The 15,333-nt window shown below is 67.5% G+C and carries 12 protein-coding genes and 1 tRNA gene; 7 read left to right on the top strand and 6 right to left on the bottom strand.

Annotated elements, in window-relative coordinates:
- Positions 1 to 28: 28 nt before the first annotated feature.
- Positions 29 to 1,105, top strand: coding sequence for a potassium channel family protein (locus GOAMI_RS14990; protein ID WP_006437386.1), 1,077 nt, complete (start codon positions 29 to 31; stop codon positions 1,103 to 1,105).
- Positions 1,106 to 1,152: 47 nt separating this feature from the next.
- The gene (gene nudC, locus GOAMI_RS14985; RefSeq protein WP_006437385.1) at positions 1,153 to 2,088 is read left to right on the top strand and encodes an NAD(+) diphosphatase; all 936 of its coding nucleotides are present in this window, start codon (positions 1,153 to 1,155) and stop codon (positions 2,086 to 2,088) included.
- Between the two features lie 60 nt (positions 2,089 to 2,148).
- Here the strand turns inward: nudC and GOAMI_RS14980 are convergent, their stop codons facing one another.
- Positions 2,149 to 2,433 (bottom strand): mycoredoxin, encoded by a 285-nt coding sequence (locus tag GOAMI_RS14980; protein WP_006437384.1) that lies wholly within the window; start codon positions 2,431 to 2,433, stop codon positions 2,149 to 2,151.
- A gap of 130 nt (positions 2,434 to 2,563) precedes the next feature.
- Here GOAMI_RS14980 and GOAMI_RS14975 point away from each other — a divergent pair, with 130 nt between their 5' ends.
- Together GOAMI_RS14975 and GOAMI_RS14970 are read left to right on the top strand one after the other, a co-directional pair.
- Positions 2,564 to 4,696, top strand: a complete 2,133-nt coding sequence (locus tag GOAMI_RS14975) for an ATP-dependent helicase (RefSeq protein ID WP_006437383.1) — start codon at positions 2,564 to 2,566, stop codon at positions 4,694 to 4,696.
- 536 nt (positions 4,697 to 5,232) lie between these two features.
- On the top strand, positions 5,233 to 5,526 hold the full coding sequence (locus GOAMI_RS14970) for a WhiB family transcriptional regulator (protein WP_006437381.1): 294 nt from the start codon (positions 5,233 to 5,235) through the stop codon (positions 5,524 to 5,526).
- Between the two features lie 68 nt (positions 5,527 to 5,594).
- Here GOAMI_RS14970 and GOAMI_RS14965 read toward each other — a convergent pair whose 3' ends face one another.
- From GOAMI_RS14965 to GOAMI_RS14955, 3 genes are all read right to left on the bottom strand, one after another.
- Positions 5,595 to 6,911: an ABC1 kinase family protein gene (locus GOAMI_RS14965; protein ID WP_006437380.1), complete on the bottom strand. Its 1,317-nt coding sequence runs from the start codon at positions 6,909 to 6,911 to the stop codon at positions 5,595 to 5,597.
- A 15-nt stretch (positions 6,912 to 6,926) separates the two neighbouring features.
- Positions 6,927 to 7,838 carry a hypothetical protein gene (locus GOAMI_RS14960; RefSeq protein ID WP_006437379.1) on the bottom strand — a complete coding sequence of 304 codons (912 nt, stop codon included), beginning with the start codon at positions 7,836 to 7,838 and terminating at the stop codon, positions 6,927 to 6,929.
- An 87-nt stretch (positions 7,839 to 7,925) separates the two neighbouring features.
- Positions 7,926 to 9,395 carry a zinc-dependent metalloprotease gene (locus tag GOAMI_RS14955; RefSeq protein ID WP_006437378.1) on the bottom strand — a complete coding sequence of 490 codons (1,470 nt, stop codon included), beginning with the start codon at positions 9,393 to 9,395 and terminating at the stop codon, positions 7,926 to 7,928.
- A 173-nt stretch (positions 9,396 to 9,568) separates the two neighbouring features.
- On the opposite strand from GOAMI_RS14955, the gene GOAMI_RS14950 reads away from it, so the two are divergent.
- The gene (locus GOAMI_RS14950; protein ID WP_006437377.1) at positions 9,569 to 10,633 is read left to right on the top strand and encodes a YlbL family protein; all 1,065 of its coding nucleotides are present in this window, start codon (positions 9,569 to 9,571) and stop codon (positions 10,631 to 10,633) included.
- A gap of 19 nt (positions 10,634 to 10,652) precedes the next feature.
- Here GOAMI_RS14950 and GOAMI_RS14945 read toward each other — a convergent pair whose 3' ends face one another.
- Complete coding sequence (locus GOAMI_RS14945; RefSeq protein WP_006437376.1) at positions 10,653 to 11,189, bottom strand: PPA1309 family protein; 537 nt, start codon at positions 11,187 to 11,189, stop codon at positions 10,653 to 10,655.
- Positions 11,190 to 11,354: 165 nt separating this feature from the next.
- Here GOAMI_RS14945 and GOAMI_RS14940 point away from each other — a divergent pair, with 165 nt between their 5' ends.
- On the top strand, positions 11,355 to 14,342 hold the full coding sequence (locus tag GOAMI_RS14940) for a UPF0182 family protein (RefSeq protein ID WP_040004879.1): 2,988 nt from the start codon (positions 11,355 to 11,357) through the stop codon (positions 14,340 to 14,342).
- 88 nt (positions 14,343 to 14,430) lie between these two features.
- Here the strand turns inward: GOAMI_RS14940 and GOAMI_RS14935 are convergent, their stop codons facing one another.
- Positions 14,431 to 14,712, bottom strand: a complete 282-nt coding sequence (locus tag GOAMI_RS14935) for a hypothetical protein (RefSeq protein WP_006437374.1) — start codon at positions 14,710 to 14,712, stop codon at positions 14,431 to 14,433.
- Positions 14,713 to 14,941: 229 nt separating this feature from the next.
- Here GOAMI_RS14935 and GOAMI_RS14930 point away from each other — a divergent pair.
- Positions 14,942 to 15,018: transfer RNA gene (locus GOAMI_RS14930), tRNA-Met, on the top strand.
- The last annotated feature ends 315 nt before the right edge of the window (positions 15,019 to 15,333 follow it).

Below are 15,333 nucleotides of genomic sequence, written 5' to 3'. Positions count from 1 at the left end.
CGTGTGAGCGAACTCCAGGAGCGCAAACGTGGCCGTGCGTAGCCGCTTCCGCGGCCGCTTCGGATCATCCGAGCTGGCCAACCGGCCCGACCACGCGCTGGTCGGTGTCGTCCGCATCCCCGAACTGCAGCAGAGCCCCAGCCGCGCCATCGGCCGGCGGGTGCTGTGGGCAACGCTGGCGCTGCTGTTCACCTCGGTGGTCGTCTGGCTCGACCGCGAAGGTTATCGCGACGCCCAGGACAACGAACTGTCCTACCTGGATGCGCTCTACTACTCGGCGGTCACGCTGTCCACGACCGGATACGGCGACATCACGCCGATCAGCCCCTTCGCTCGATTCATCAACCTCATCATCATCACGCCGCTGCGTGTGCTGTTCCTGATCGTGTTGATCGGCACCACTCTCGAGGTGCTCACCGAACGGTCCCGACAGGCGCTCAAGATCCAGCGTTGGAGGAATACCGTGCGCAATCACACCGTCGTCATCGGTTACGGCACCAAGGGCCGCACCGCGGTCGACGCCATGCGCGGCGACGGCATCAAGCCCTCGGAGATCGTGGTCGTCGACGCCGACCCCACCGTCCTGGAGTCCGCGGCCTCCAACGGGCTGGTCACCGTCCGTGGCGACGCCACCAAGTCCGACGTGCTCCGCCTCGCCGGTGTCGCACATGCCGCGAGCATCGTCGTGGCCACCAACCGGGACGACACCGCCGTCCTCGCCACGCTCACCGCACGCGAGATCAACCCGCGGGCCAAGATCGTGGCGTCGATCCGGGAGTCGGAGAACACGCATCTGATGCGGCAGTCGGGCGCGAACTCCGTGGTGGTGTCCTCGGAGACGGCGGGACGCCTGCTCGGCATCGCGACGATGACCCCGTCGGTGGTCGAGGTGATCGAAGACCTCCTCACGCCCGACGCGGGTTACGCCATCGCCGAACGCGAGGTCGACCCGACGGAGACCGGCGGCTCGCCGGCACACACCCGTGACATCGTGCTCGGTGTCGTCCGCAACGGGGTGCTGCACCGCGTCGACGACAGCGAGGTCGAGCAGATCGAGGTCGGCGACCGCCTCCTGTACGTCCGCAAGAGCCCCGGCGACGACTAGGGCTCGCCGACCATCCAGCACCGACCACGGAAAAGGGACACACCGACGTGCAGTTCGAACTTGTCCAGCAGCCGCTGCTGTCGCGCGCGACCTTCCACCGAGCCGACGGGATCCGCGACGACACCGAGCGGATGCTGGCGGGATGGTCTTCGGCGAAGGTGCTGCTGATCGACTCCAACGGCCGGTATCCGGTCGGGGATTCCGGTGCACTGCACTGGGTTCCGGCGGCCACCGTTGCCGATGCGCCGCCGGCCGACGCGGTGATTCTCGGTGTGGTCGACGGCATCGACCGGTGGACGCGCCGGGTCGACCACATCGACGGACCCACCGACGACGCGCGCCGCGGCGCGATCCATCTGACGCCGGACGAGGCGGGCCTGCTCGTCACCGCGCTGGGAATCCTGAATTGGCATGAGACGGCGCGTCATTCACCGGTCGACGGCTCGGCCACCCAGCCGGCGCGGGGCGGTTGGGTACGTCGTAGGGTCCAATCCGGCCGGGACGAGTTCCCGCGCACCGATCCCGCGATCATCACCGTGGTGCACGACGGCGCCGACCGGATTCTGCTGGGGCGCCAGGCCGTCTGGCCCGACGGCTGGTACTCGACCCTCGCCGGCTTCGTCGAGCCGGGGGAGTCGCTCGAACAGTGCGTCCTGCGGGAGGTGCACGAAGAGGTCGGCATCGTGGTGCGTGAACCGCGCTACCTGGGCAGCCAGCCGTGGCCGTTCCCGCGGTCGCTGATGCTGGGCTTCGCCGCGATCGGCGACCCGGCCGACGAACTGGCCTTCCTCGACGGCGAGATCGGCGACGCCCAGTGGTTCCACCGTGACGAGGTGCGCGAGGCGTTGTCGCGGGATGGATGGACGCGCGCCGATTCCGGTCCGGGCGGCGAAGCGCCCCGGCTGCAGTTGCCCGGCTCGATCTCGATCGCACGCACGCTGATCGAGTCCTGGGCCCAGGGAACGCAAGCGCCGGGCCGGTAGCCCGACAGACAGAAAACCCGGGTCCGGCGAGAGCCGGGCCCGGGTGATCGGGTCACGAGATCAGACGCCGAGCTTCTTCTTGACGTCGGCGATCGAGGGGTTGGTCGCGGTCGTGCCGTCGGCATAGAGCACGGTCGGGACGACGTGATTGCCGCCGTTGACGCTGCCGACGAACTCGGCGGCATCCGGGTTCAGCTCGATGTCGATCTCCTGCCAGGGGATCCCGCTGGCCTTCAGTCCGGTCTTGAGGCGGGCGCAATAGCCGCACCACGAGGTGGTGTACATGGTCAGTTCGCCGGTGTCGGAGGTGCGGGCGCCGGCCTCGTCGTCGATCACGTTGCTCATGCACCCATAACACCACGGTCATCGGGGCTGTTCCCGGCGGCGCCGTCGTCCCCGGCGTGGGACGCGTCACGCCGGCCCCGATCGCCGGCCCCGATCGCCGGTCCGGAGTGCGTCGGTGGGTGGTGACATAGTGGACCCCGTGCGCCACCCGACCTCTTCCGCGAACCCCGATGCCCGCTCCCGCGACGCCGGTGCGGTCGAGGGCCTCGACCCCGAGCAGTCTGCGGCCGTCCTCGCGCCGCGCGGACCGGTGTGCGTGCTCGCCGGTGCGGGTACGGGTAAGACGCGCACCATCACGCGCCGTATCGCGCATCTCGTCGACACCGGTCAGGTGAATCCCGGTCAGGTCCTCGCGGTGACGTTCACCGCCCGCGCGGCGGGGGAGATGCGGACCCGGTTGCGGAGCCTCGGCGTCGGCGGCTCCACCGGCAACGTCGCCGCCCAGACTTTCCACGCCGCCGCGATGCGGCAGCTGCGATACTTCTGGCCGCGCGCCTTCGGCGATGCCCGATGGGAGCTCCTCGACAACAAGTTCCCGCTCATCTCGCGCGCCGCACGCCGCGCCGGCCTGGACACCGCGACCGACACCCTGCGCGACCTGTCCTCGGAGATCGAGTGGGCCAAGGCCACCCTGATCTCGCCGGAGAACTACGTCGAGGCGGTCGGTCGTCTCGGTCGCGAGTCACCGGCACCCCCGCAGAAGGTCGCCGCGGTGTACGCGCACTACGAGGACTCCAAGGTCTCGCCCGACGGCGACCGTCTCCTCGACTTCGACGACCTGCTCATCTACATGACCCAGATCCTGACCATCGAACTCGGTGCGGCCGACGAATTCCGTTCGCGCTACCGGTGTTTCGTCGTCGACGAGTATCAGGACGTGACGCCGGTCCAGCAGGGCCTGCTCGACGCCTGGCTCGGCGAGCGCGACGATCTGACGGTGGTCGGTGACGCCAACCAGACGATCTATACGTTCACCGGCGCCTCGCCGAACTACCTGCTGGACTTCAGCCGTCGCTTCCCGGAGGCGACGGTCGTCCGACTGGAGCGGGGCTACCGGTCCACACCCCAGGTCGTCGACCTCGCCAACCGCGTGATCGGCGCCGCCCGCGGACGCATCGCCGGCACCCGGCTCCGGCTCATCGGCCAGCGCCCACCCGGCCCGGAACCGCAGTTCGCCGAGTACGCCGACGAACCGGCCGCGGCCACGTCGATCGCGATCGAGATCAAACACCTCATCAAGTCGGGTGTCTCACCGTCCGAGGTCGCGATCCTCTACCGCGTCAACGCCCAGTCGGAGAACTACGAGCAGGCGCTGACCGAGGCCGGGATCCCGTACCAGGTACGCGGCGGTGAGGCCTTCTTCGCCCGCACCGAGGTCCGGCAGGCGATGCGTCAGATCGCCACGGTTGCCGGCCGCGAGGTCAAGCCCGGTGTCACGACCATCGACGTCGTGCGCGCGGTTCTCGGCGAACTCGGACTCACCGACGAGGAGCCGTCGGGTGCCCAGGCGCGCGCCCGCTGGGAATCGCTGAAGGCGCTGGTGCAGCTGACCGAGGACATGGTCGCGGAGAACCCCGACCTCACGCTGCCGCAGTTGTCCGCGGAACTCACCACCCGGTCCGAGGCACGCCACCCACCGACCGTGCAGGGTGTCACGCTGTCGTCGCTGCACGCGGCGAAGGGACTCGAGTGGGACGCGGTCTACCTGGTGGGGCTGACCGACGGCTCGTTGCCGATCAGTCAGGCCATCAAGGGCTCCTGGGAGGACGTCGAAGAGGAACGTCGCCTGTTCTACGTGGGCGTGACCCGTGCGCGCGAACATCTGCACCTGTCGTGGGCGCTGGCCCGCAACGAGGGGGGCCGCGCACGCCGCCGGTCGCGGTTCCTGACCGATCTCATCCCCGACGATTCGCCGGCCTCGAAGATCGCCAAGGAACGTGCCCCCCGCAAGGGACCGACCTGCCGTGTCTGCGGCTCGCGGCTGATGGATTCGACGGCGACCCTGCTCGGCCGCTGTGCCGGATGCCCGTCCGACCTCGATGAGGACCTCCTGGTCGCTCTCAAGGAGTGGCGTCGCGATCGTGCGCACGAGAAGAAGGTGCCCGCCTTCGTCGTGTTCTCCGACAAGACGCTCACCGCGATCGCCGAACAACGCCCCACCGATACCGCTGCGCTGGTGTCGATCTCGGGGATCGGCGCGCAGAAACTCGACGAGTACGGAGAGGATCTTCTTGAGCTCGTCAAAACCGCAGGTCAAAAATAGGTTGTGCGCTTTCCGGCGCACCGTTTAGTCTGGTCTCCGTCAGCACGGGTGGGAGTATTCCTGCGTCCGTCAGGGGCCCATCGCTCATGTGGGAGCCACCGAGAAGAGAAAGGAGCGGATCAGTGAACGGAAGCATCGTGAACCAGGCCGGCGTCGCCGTGCCTGCGGCCAAGCCGAATCAGGCGCACGCCGTCGTTCTGCGCGCCCGTCGCAACCGCTCCTGGCTGCCTGCCGTCTGTGCACGTCCGGTCGCTATTCGAACGATGGCACCGGCAGCGCATCCGGCTGCAGCAGCGCACGTAGCGCCGCCCGCGGCAGCCGCAGCAGCAGCCCCCGCGCCGCATGGGTTCCCCGTACCGACACGAATTCCACGGAGTTAGACCTCCGAGACATTCGGGCCACGGGCGAATCGCAGAGGCGAAACCCGTGGCCCTCTTTTTTTGTCACCCGATCAACGCCCCACCAGGGGTTCGGACCGACATCCACATCGAGGACATGGGTCACCATTTCCCAACGAGCAGATGTGGAGAAAACCAATGACTGTCGATTGCGTACTCGAGTCCTGTCCATCGGCGGACCGCGCAGCGACCGCCCGGCTCGACCTGCCCTGCCAGGTGGCCGACGCAGATCTGTGGTTCGCCGACAATCCCCGCGACCTCGAGCGTGCCAAGGCCATGTGTGCCGATTGCCCGCTGCGGACCCAGTGCCTGCAGGCGGCCCTGGATCGCGCCGAGCCCTGGGGCGTGTGGGGTGGCGAGATCTTCGAGCGCGGTGCGGTGATCGCACGCAAGCGCTCCCGTGGCCGGCCGCGGAAGAACGCGGCGGCCTGAGTCGAACCGAAAGCGACGACGCCGCGAGCACATGCTCGCGGCGTCGTCGTTCTGCGTGCTGTGGGGGATCAATCGCCCAGGCCGGGGACCCATTCCTCCATGATCGCGCGGTACGGCGCATGCGCCTCGAGCTGCGAGGCTATGCCGACACAGCCGCCGAGTACACGGAACACCATCACGAACCGCTTGGGCACGTTGAGGTTTCGCGAGGTCTTGTAGACCTCACCGCGAACGTCGGTCGCCTTGCCGGCGGCGCGCTGCATCCACTTGCGCGTGAAGTGGAACGACTCCGAGTACAGCGGGTCGACGTAGGGCCGCAGGTAGGTCTCGAGGTCGGCGCTCGTGACCTTCGACGCATGCGACGGCCGGATGAACTCGGCCTCGACCATGAGCTCCTTGAGCTCCTCGTACTTCTTGTCCCGGGCGAGCCGCAGGATCGGCCCGGTCTCCGGAGGCAGACCGCCGGGGTAGTGGCCGACGGCGCCGAAGTCGAGGACGCCGAACCGGCCGTCGTCGGCGATGAAGAAGTTGCCCGGATGCGGGTCGCCGTGGAGCAGGCCGACCCGGTAGGGCGAGCTGACCTCGAACTCGGCCATCTTCGCGGCCGCATTGTCGCGGGTCTTCTGGTCGCCGGTCGTGATGATCTTCGACAGTGCGACACCGTCGACCCATTCCGAGACCACGACCTTGGGTGCGCTGGCGATCACCTTGGGAATCAAGAAGTCCGGATGCCCGTCGTACGCCTTGGCGAAAGCCCGCTGGTTCTCGGCCTCGCCGAGGTAGTCGAGTTCGGCCTCGGTGCGATCGATGAGCTCGTCCATCATCGCCTTGACGTCGGTGCCCGGCGACAGCCGCTGCAGGAGTCCCGACATGCGCGACAACGTCTTCAGGTCGGCCTTGAGTGCGTGGTCGGCGCCCGGGTACTGCACCTTGACCGCGACCTCGCGCCCGTCGGACCAGACGCCCTTGTGGACCTGACCGATCGATGCCGACGCCGCCGGCTCGTCGGAGAACTCCTTGAAGCGCTCGCGCCAGCGGGTGCCGAGCTGCTGGTCGAGGACCTTGTGGACCTTGTCGGCCGACATCGGCGGTGCATCAGCCTGGAGCTTGGTGAGCGCCTCCCGAAACGGCTCACCGAATTCGTCGGGGATCGCGGCCTCCATGATCGACAGCGCCTGGCCGACCTTCATGGCGCCGCCCTTGAGCTCACCGAGGACCGCGAACAGCTGTTCCGCGGACTTCTCGAGGAGTTCTTGGTTGACCTCGTCCTTGTCTTTGCCGACCATGCGTTTGCCGAGCCCCGCCGCCGCACGTCCGGCCATACCGATGGGGAGAGACGCCAACTTCGCGTTGCGACGACCCTGCCCCCGAGTGATGTCGGTCATAGCATCCTTTCCGCGTCACACAATAGACGACTTGAGCCGTTCGTCTCCCACCGGACGACAATCGCAGCTCGGGTGGGGTAACCATTCTCTACGGTCCACCCGTGCGGGATCATCGCGGAACTCCAACACCTGATTCAACAGCTGCGGTTCGTGTCGTCTCGCGGCGGGGGAGGGTCGCCGCAAGCTGTTCACCAGACGTTCGATCTGGCCGTGCGCGATCGCTGCGGTCGGCCGCACGAGCGCGGGATCCGCATCGCCCGGCGCGCGGATGAGTTGCACCGCCATCATCGGCCATTCCGGATCGGCGTCGGAACGATGGTGATCGGCGCACATCAGACAACTCGAGAGTCCGGGCAGGACGAGCGGGCCGACGATGCCGACGCCGTCGCGCACGCGCACCAGCAGATGCGGGATCCGTGCCCTCGTCAGTGCGAAGACGACCCGCGGGTCGTGGACCAGGAAGTCGCTGAGGATCACCAGTCGGGTGTCGACGGTGTCGAGCGAGCCGTCGGCTCGGCGCCGCATCGTCCGGTGCACCTGCAGGCCCTGTGCGCGCAGGGAGGCGCCCAGCAGGTCCGACAACGGCCCCTGGCCGTGGATCTGAATCCGGAAGTCCGCGAGATCCGAACTGTCCGAGGACGTTTCGGCTCGGGTGTCGGAGATGGTCCGTCCGGCTGCGGCCAGGCCGTCGAGGAGCGTCCGGATCTCGTCGTCGGCGAGCCCGGCCGCCGACGCGCGACGGTTGAGCAGTTCCGGTGTGCAGGGGCGCTCCAGCAACCGCAACATCGCGGCAACCGAATGCGCCGAGATACCGGCGTCGAGCTCGATGATCACGCTGCCGGCCGGATCGATCCCCACGTGTACCCGGTTGCCCGGCCGCACCAGGATCGGTGTTCCCGGACGGATGCGCGGGACCGTGATGGACATGGCGCAACTCTGCCAGCGAAAGGACCTCGCCGGCGTCGTTCGGGCCGGTTATCCACAACATGATCGGGTTCGGCGTCGATTGTGGAGTTATGAGCCGGTCTGCCCGGGGTTCGGGCCGTCGTCCCCGGAGTCGGCGTCTCCCTGTTCGACCCCGTCCTGTTCGGCGAGCGACTTCTCGAGCTGCGCGATCGCGTCGTCGAGGTCGGTGTCCTTGTGCAGCAGACGGTCGATGAACGCCGCCGGGTTGTCCAGGTCGTCGGAGTCGGGCAGCAGGTCCGGATGCGCCCAGACACCGTCGCGGGTCGACAGATCGGTGGCCTCGAAGACCCGGCGCCACAGCTCGGACGCCTCCCGCACCTTGCGCGGGCGCAGTTCGAGACCGACGAGGGTCGCGAAGGTCTGCTCGGCGGGGCCGCCGGAGGCGCGGCGGCGACGGATGGTCTCGGTCAGCGCGCCGGTGCTCGGGATGCGGTCGCCCAGTGCTCGGGTCACCACCTGCTCCACCCAGCCCTCGATGAGCGCCAGCAGCGTCTCGAGGCGGCCGAGTGCCGCCTTCTGCTCGGGCGTGGTGGTCGGCTCGAAAGATGTCGACGAGCTGATGAGCTCCTCGAGCTTCGACGGATCGGACAGCAGTTCGGTGGGATCGATGTTCGCCGTGGCGTCGGTGATCCCGCTGAAGTCGATGCTGATCCCGCGGGCGTACTCCTCGACCGTCGACAGCAGGCGCTGACGCAGCCAGCCGACGTGGGTGAACAGGCGGACGTGCGCGGCCTCGCGGGCGGCGAGGAAGACGATGATCTCCTGTCCGGGCTGCTCGAGACCCTCGGCGAACTTCGCGATCGCCTCGGGGAGCAGCACCGCAATCCCCTCGGGAGCCAGCGGCAGGCCGATGTCGGTGGAGGTGAGCACCTCCTTGGCGAGCTGGCCGAGACCCTGGCCGAGCTGGGTCCCGAAGGCCATACCGCTCATCTGCGTCAGCATGCCCAGCATCGGGCCGGCGAACTGGGCCGCCTCGGCGGGCAGGTTGTCCTGCCAGGTGCGTGCGAGTTGTTCGGCGACCGGGTTGCACAGACCCTTCCAGGTGTCCATGGACTCCTCGAGCCACTGCACCGGGGTCCACGCGACGGTCTGGGTGACGCCGCTGGGGAAGGTCGTCGCGTCGTCGAGCCAGACGTCGGCGAGGCGCACCGCGTCGGCCGACGCGGAGATCTCCTTGTCCAGAATCGGCGTGAACGAACCGATCTGCTGGCGGGCGAGATTCATGGCGACCTGATAGTTCACCGGACCGCCGCCGCCACCGGACATGCCGGCGCCCATGCCGCTGAACATGCTGCCGAGCTGGGAGAACATCTGGCCGAGCATGTTCGGGTCGAAGTTCGACGGATCGAAGTCGCCGAAGCCCTGTCCCTGGCCGCCCATGGCGAATCCGAACGGGTTGGCCCCGCCGAAGGGGTTGCCGCCGGGGTTGTCGCCCGGCTTGTTCTGGTCACCGCTGTTCTTGTCGCGGTCGTCGTCGCCGTTGCCGGACGCCGAGAAGCCGAAGGGCAGATCACTCATATGTCCACCGTACCGCCCGGACAGGCCCCTCAACGGCGTCGGATGTTCGCCGTGCGCGTAGCGCCGCCGCACGTGCGCGGCCCGCCTTCGGGCGGTGTGGCGGCATGACGCCGGCCTGTGCGGAGCACGACGTCGACACTGTCCTCAGAGGTCGGGGCACTATCGTGTGCGGAATGAGTTCGAGCCCTCGCTTCCGCCGGATCGCCACCGCCGCGGTCAGCGCCCTGGTGTTGCTGGCGTTGCTCGTCGTCGGCACGCAGGTGCAGGTGCCCTACGCCGCTCTCGGTCCCGGACCGACGCTGAACACATTGGGCATGACGAAGGTCGAGCAGGACGGCAAGGTCGTCGAGCGCAAGGTCGTGCAGATCGACGGTGCACCCCTCGACAAGACCACCGGCAACCTGAACCTGACCACGGTGTCGGTCAGCGACGGGCTCACACTCTTCGACGCCCTGGGTTTGTGGATGTCCGGGAAATACGCACTGACCCCGCGCGACGAGGTGTATCCGCCGGACCGCAGCACCGAACAGGTACAGCAGGAGAACGCCCAGCAGATGGCGGGGTCGGAGGAGGACGCCACCGTCGCGGCCCTGCGGTTCCTGGACCGTCCCACGGTCCTGCGCATCGCCGCTGTGGGCGCCGACGGGCCGTCGGCCGACGTCCTGCGCGCCGGCGACGTGGTCACCAGGGCCGGGGGAGTCGAGGTCGAGACCAGCAAGGAACTGCGCGACGTCGTGTCGAAGAATCCGCCGGGCACGGTGCTTCCGCTGGAGATCGTGCGGCAGGGCACGCCGCAGACCGTGACCGTCACGCTCGCCCCGCATCCCGGCGACGAGAAGGCCGGATTCCTCGGGGTCACGGCCGAGGTCGCCAACGCCGACCCGTCGCTCAAGGTCACCTACACCGTCGGCGACATCGGCGGACCGTCGGCGGGCATGATGCTGGCGCTCTCGGTCGTCGACCAGTTGGGTCCCGGCGAACTGACGCACGGCAAGTTCATCGCGGGAACGGGCACGATCTCGGCCGACGGTGACGTCGGTCCGATCGGCGGCATCACCCACAAGACACGGGCGGCCCACGACGCCGGTGCGACCGTGTTCCTGGTCCCGGCCCGCAACTGCGCGGAGGCGGTCTCCGACCGTCCCGACGGACTCGAACTGGTCAAGGTCGAGACGCTCGACGGCGCGGTCGACGCCCTCGACGCGATCGGTTCGGGACGCCCGGCCCCGTCCTGCTGACGGACCGGCGGTCCACCGGTCAGGACTCCGGCGCGTCCGGGGCGAAGGTCTCGTGCAGCGCTGCCCGTAGCTCGAGCGCGAGCTGGGGATGGGTGAGCAGCTCGGGCACCTCGTCGGGCACGGGTCGAAGCCGCAGGAGCGCCAGGTCGGGCCCGTTGCGCAGCACACCGACGACCAACCGGGCGACGTCCTCGTCCGCGTGCTGATCGGCTGTCTCGGTGACCACGTACTTCGGTGTACCGTCGTCATCCGGACCCGGTGGCGTGACGACGATCTCGAGCGCCACCGCCGCCCCGGCGACCGCTGCGGGCCAGATCGCGGTGGCCAGGAATTCGTCGAGGTCGTCGCACTCCTCCTCGACGGGCGTGAAGACCGACCGGTCGTCGTCGGCGACGACGCCGGGAACGCGCTCGACGAGCAGAGACGTCGGCACGAGCGCGTACACCGCAGGCGGCTGCCCCCAGCCATCGGCATCGAGGTGATCCATGATCTCGCTCAGCGAGCTTCCGAGATCGTCGGTGGAGAAGGCTCGTGGTGTCGTCGCGTTGTCGGGCATCCGACCATCTTGCCCCGGCGGGGCGCACCCGGGAACCGTGACCAACCCCGGATCGTTGTCCCACCGCCCGAGTGTGATCGGCATCCGGGCGGTGCCAGTACAGTGGACACCACGCCCAGGCTTGCGCGTCACGCAGGGCGTTGTCCGAATTGAGAGCTTTGGAGAGTGGGTCTGGTGGGCGCTCGAGGGCCGGCAGGAATGCCGACACTGTCACGCAGGAGCAAGATCGGCATCGGACTCGGCGTTGCCGTGCTGGTCCTCTTGCTCATCGGACCACGACTGATCGGTCTTGCCACCGACTGGCTGTGGTTCCGTGATGTGGGGTACTCGAGCGTGTTCAGCACGGTCATCTGGACCCGCGTCATCCTCTTCCTGATCACGACTCTCGTCGTCGGCCTGATCATCTTCGGCGCGGTGGCCCTGGCCTACCGGTCCCGGCCGGTGTTCGTGCCCACCGCGGGACCCAACGATCCGCTCGCGCGCTACCGGACCGCCATCATGACCAAGGTCCGGTGGTTCGCCGTGGTGCCGGCCCTGATCATCGGCGCACTCGCCGGTCTCGTCGCGCAGGGTTCCTGGGCCACGGTCCAGATGTTCCTGCACGGGACCTCGTTCGGCCAGACCGATCCGCAGTTCAACCTCGACATCGGCTTCTACGCCTTCGACCTGCCGTTCTACCGGTTCGTGCTGAATCTCCTGTTCGTCGTGGTCGTCGTGGCGTTCCTCGCCAACCTGGTCACCCACTACCTCTTCGGCGGCATCCGGCTGGGCCAGGGCGGGGGTTCGGTCACGATGGCCGCCCGTATCCAGCTCGCCGTTCTGGCCGGCACCTTCTTGTTGCTCAAGGCAGCGGCCTACTGGCTCGACCGGTACAACCTGCTCTCGAGTCAGCGCAAGGCCGAGATCTTCCCGGGTGCCAGCTACACCGACATCAATGCGGTCCTGCCGTCCAAGCTCATCCTGATGGCGATCGCGATCATCTGTGCCGTCGCGTTCTTCGCCGCCATCGTGCTGCGTGATCTGCGCATCCCCGCCCTCGCAACCGTGCTGATGCTGTTCTCGGCACTGCTGATCGGTGTGGGCTGGCCGCTCACCATGGAGCAGTTCTCGGTGAAGCCGAACGCCGCCCAGAAGGAAGCCGAATACATCCAGCGGGCGATCAACTCCACGCGGGAGGCCTACGGCATCGGGCCGGACAAGGTCATCACGCAGAAGGACTGGACCGCCGAGCCCGCGAATCCCGCACTCGTCAACGGGGACACCCCGACGCTGTCGAACGTCCGCATCCTCGACCCGAACGTGGTGTCGCCGACATTCATCCAGCAGCAGCAGCGCCAGAACTTCTACGGCTTCCCGACGCAGCTCGCCGTCGACCGCTACAAGATCGACGGCGAACTGCGCGACTTCGTGGTCGCAGTGCGTGAACTCGACCCGAGCCGCTACCTCGAGAACCAGCAGAACTGGCTGAACAAGCATCTCGTCTACACCCACGGCAACGGCTTCGTCGCCGCGCCGGCGAACCGGGTCAACGAGTCGGTCGACGAGAACGACATCGACGGCGGCGGTGACCCGTTCTACTACGTCAGCGACACCACGAACTACCAGACCGAGGCGTACAAGCGCGACGCCCCGATCAAGGTGACACAGCCGCGCATCTACTTCGGTGAGCTTCTCGCAAAGATCGATCCCGACTACGCGATCGTCGGCTCCGAAGGCGGTGAGCCCCGCGAACACGACATGGGCGACGCCAAGTACACCTACCAGGGGCCCGCGGGCGTCCCGCTGAGCAACTGGTTCACCCGACTCCTCTATGCGGGCAAGTACGCGGAGCGGAACTTCCTGCTGTCGGGCGAGATCACCTCGGCGTCGAAGATCATCTACAACCGCGACCCGCGGGACCGCGTCGAGCAGATCGCGCCGTGGCTGACCGTCGACTCCAAGACCTACCCGGCGGTCATGGAGGACGGCTCGATCAAGTGGATCGTCGACGGCTACACCACGCTCGACAACTTCCCGTACTCGCAGCCGACGTCGCTGCAGAGCGCGACCGCCGACGCCCAGGACCTCAACCCCGGTCAGACCGGACGTACGCAGGTCAACAAGACCGTGTCGTACGTACGCAACTCGGTGAAGGCCACCGTCGACGCCTACACCGGTGAGGTCAAGCTGTACGAGTTCGACACCGAGGACCCCGTCCTCAAGACCTGGATGAAGGTCTTCCCGGGATCGGTCGCCTCGCGTGCCGAGTTCGACAAGCAGACCTCGTTGCGCGAGCACGTCCGGTACCCGGAGGATCTGTTCAAGATCCAGCGGGCGCTTCTGACGCGCTACCACGTCGACACCCCGGGAACGTTCTTCCAGGCGAACGACTTCTGGTCGGTGCCGTCGGACCCGACGAGCCCCGACGCCGAACAGCGTGGACTCGATCAGCCGCCGTACTACTTCGTGGCCTCGGACCCGGAGAGCAAGCAGGCGTCGTTCCAGCTCACCTCTGTCCTCACACGACTCAACCGTCCGATCCTCGGTGCTTACATCACCGTTGCCTCGGACCCGGAGAACTACGGACAGATCACCGTCAAGGAGTTGCCGGGCAACAACCAGCGGTCGGGACCGAAGCAGGCGTTCAACCCGATGAAGACCGATGGTCGAGTCGCCGAATCGCTCAAGTCCCTCGAGAACACGGCAAAGGTGACGTTCGGCAACTTGCTGACGCTGCCGGTCGGCGACAACGGGATCCTGTACGTCGTCCCGATGTATGCGCAGGCCCAGGGCGAAGAGGCCTTCCCCCGGTTGTTCCGGGTGATCACCCGGTACGAGCCGAAGGAACGAGAGGCCCGGATCGGTTATGCGCCGACGACGGCCGAGGCACTGCGCCAGGTCGGGATCACGCCGGCCGCCGGTGTGGTTCCCGGTGAACAGCAGCCCACCCAGCCGGACCGGCCTCAGCAGCAGGGCGGGACGACGAGTCCGCAGCTGCCGGCTCCTCCGCAGGGTGGTACACCCGAGCGCGATGCCGCGGTGAAGGCGATCGGAGACGCGCTCAGCGCGCTGCGCGACGCGCAGACCAAGGGCGACTTCGCCGGTTATGGCGCGGCCCTCGATCAGCTGAACAAGGCTGTGACACAGTACGAGTCACTACCGAAGCAGAACTGAACCGGGTGGATCCGATCGACGCGCCCCACACGGGGGCGTGTCGATCGGGCAGTAGTAACGATCCGAGCGTTACGTGCGTCGGGTACCGCTAGCCGCGGTACTTGCGCACGTAGCGCTCTTTTTCGTCCGCGGTGTTGTCCGGTAGCACCGGGCTGTGGTGATACCGGTGACCGATGGTGAAGAAGATCGAGACGGTCAAGCCGAACGCTGCGACCGTGACCACTGCGAACAGGACTGCGAGGCCTGTGTTGCCGGAGGCCATGTGGACCAGCCACAGTGCAGCCGACAGGAAGCCGCCGAGCGCGGATACGAATCCGATGAAGCTCATCGGATGGTTGCCGTGGCTCTCATGGTGGAAGTGGGCGGACATGGTCCCTCCTCGGTGGTGGGTCGGCCGGGTTCGGGTAGCGCCGATTCTACGCCCGAAGGTGACTCGGCTCACAGTGATGGTGGTCCGCCGACGCAGGTCAGGTACGGCGCCGTGACCTGTGCTTAACGGTCTTCCGTGACCGCGATCACTCCTATACGCCCAGTTCAGCCGCGGTTTCGGGATCGATTTGCATCGCTGACGAGCGCATGTGTAACGTGGTGTTCACCAACGCGGGGTGGAGCAGCTCGGTAGCTCGCTGGGCTCATAACCCAGAGGTCGCAGGTTCAAATCCTGTCCCCGCTACCAACACAAGAACCCCCGCCCGGGACTCCCGGGCGGGGGTTCTTGCTATGTGCTTCTCATGTGTGCGGAGCCGATGCCCGAGCGACGGCCGGCCTGGCGCGGTGCTCGAACCGCAGGTGCGTGGAGCTCGCCCGGTTGCGGGATGGGGGCCGATCCAGATCGGCCGGCACCGGTCTCCGGAGCGGACCGAGGAATTTCTTCACCGAATCTCGCGCGAATCCGCCGCGGTTGTGCATGCCGACCTCGGCGCCGATCCCCAATCACCCCTTCTGACCAGGCGATTTGACGTTGGGGACCCACGTGCGTAACTTATGTCGA

Origin of the sequence: Gordonia amicalis NBRC 100051 = JCM 11271, assembly GCF_000332995.1 — a bacterium.
GTDB classification, from domain to species: domain Bacteria; phylum Actinomycetota; class Actinomycetes; order Mycobacteriales; family Mycobacteriaceae; genus Gordonia; species Gordonia amicalis.
This window is presented reverse-complemented; position numbering and strand designations above follow the sequence as displayed.

Excerpts from the sequence above, each read along its gene's own strand:
- GOAMI_RS14980 (WP_006437384.1), bottom strand. The coding sequence starts at position 2,433 with ATGAGCAACGTGATCGACGACGAGGCCGGCGCCCGCACCTCCGACACC.
- GOAMI_RS14970 (WP_006437381.1), top strand. The coding sequence starts at position 5,233 with ATGACTGTCGATTGCGTACTCGAGTCCTGTCCATCGGCGGACCGCGCA.
- GOAMI_RS14965 (WP_006437380.1), bottom strand. The coding sequence starts at position 6,911 with ATGACCGACATCACTCGGGGGCAGGGTCGTCGCAACGCGAAGTTGGCG.
- GOAMI_RS14960 (WP_006437379.1), bottom strand. The coding sequence starts at position 7,838 with ATGTCCATCACGGTCCCGCGCATCCGTCCGGGAACACCGATCCTGGTG.
- GOAMI_RS14955 (WP_006437378.1), bottom strand. The coding sequence starts at position 9,395 with ATGAGTGATCTGCCCTTCGGCTTCTCGGCGTCCGGCAACGGCGACGAC.
- GOAMI_RS14950 (WP_006437377.1), top strand. The coding sequence starts at position 9,569 with ATGAGTTCGAGCCCTCGCTTCCGCCGGATCGCCACCGCCGCGGTCAGC.
- GOAMI_RS14945 (WP_006437376.1), bottom strand. The coding sequence starts at position 11,189 with ATGCCCGACAACGCGACGACACCACGAGCCTTCTCCACCGACGATCTC.
- GOAMI_RS14935 (WP_006437374.1), bottom strand. The coding sequence starts at position 14,712 with ATGTCCGCCCACTTCCACCATGAGAGCCACGGCAACCATCCGATGAGC.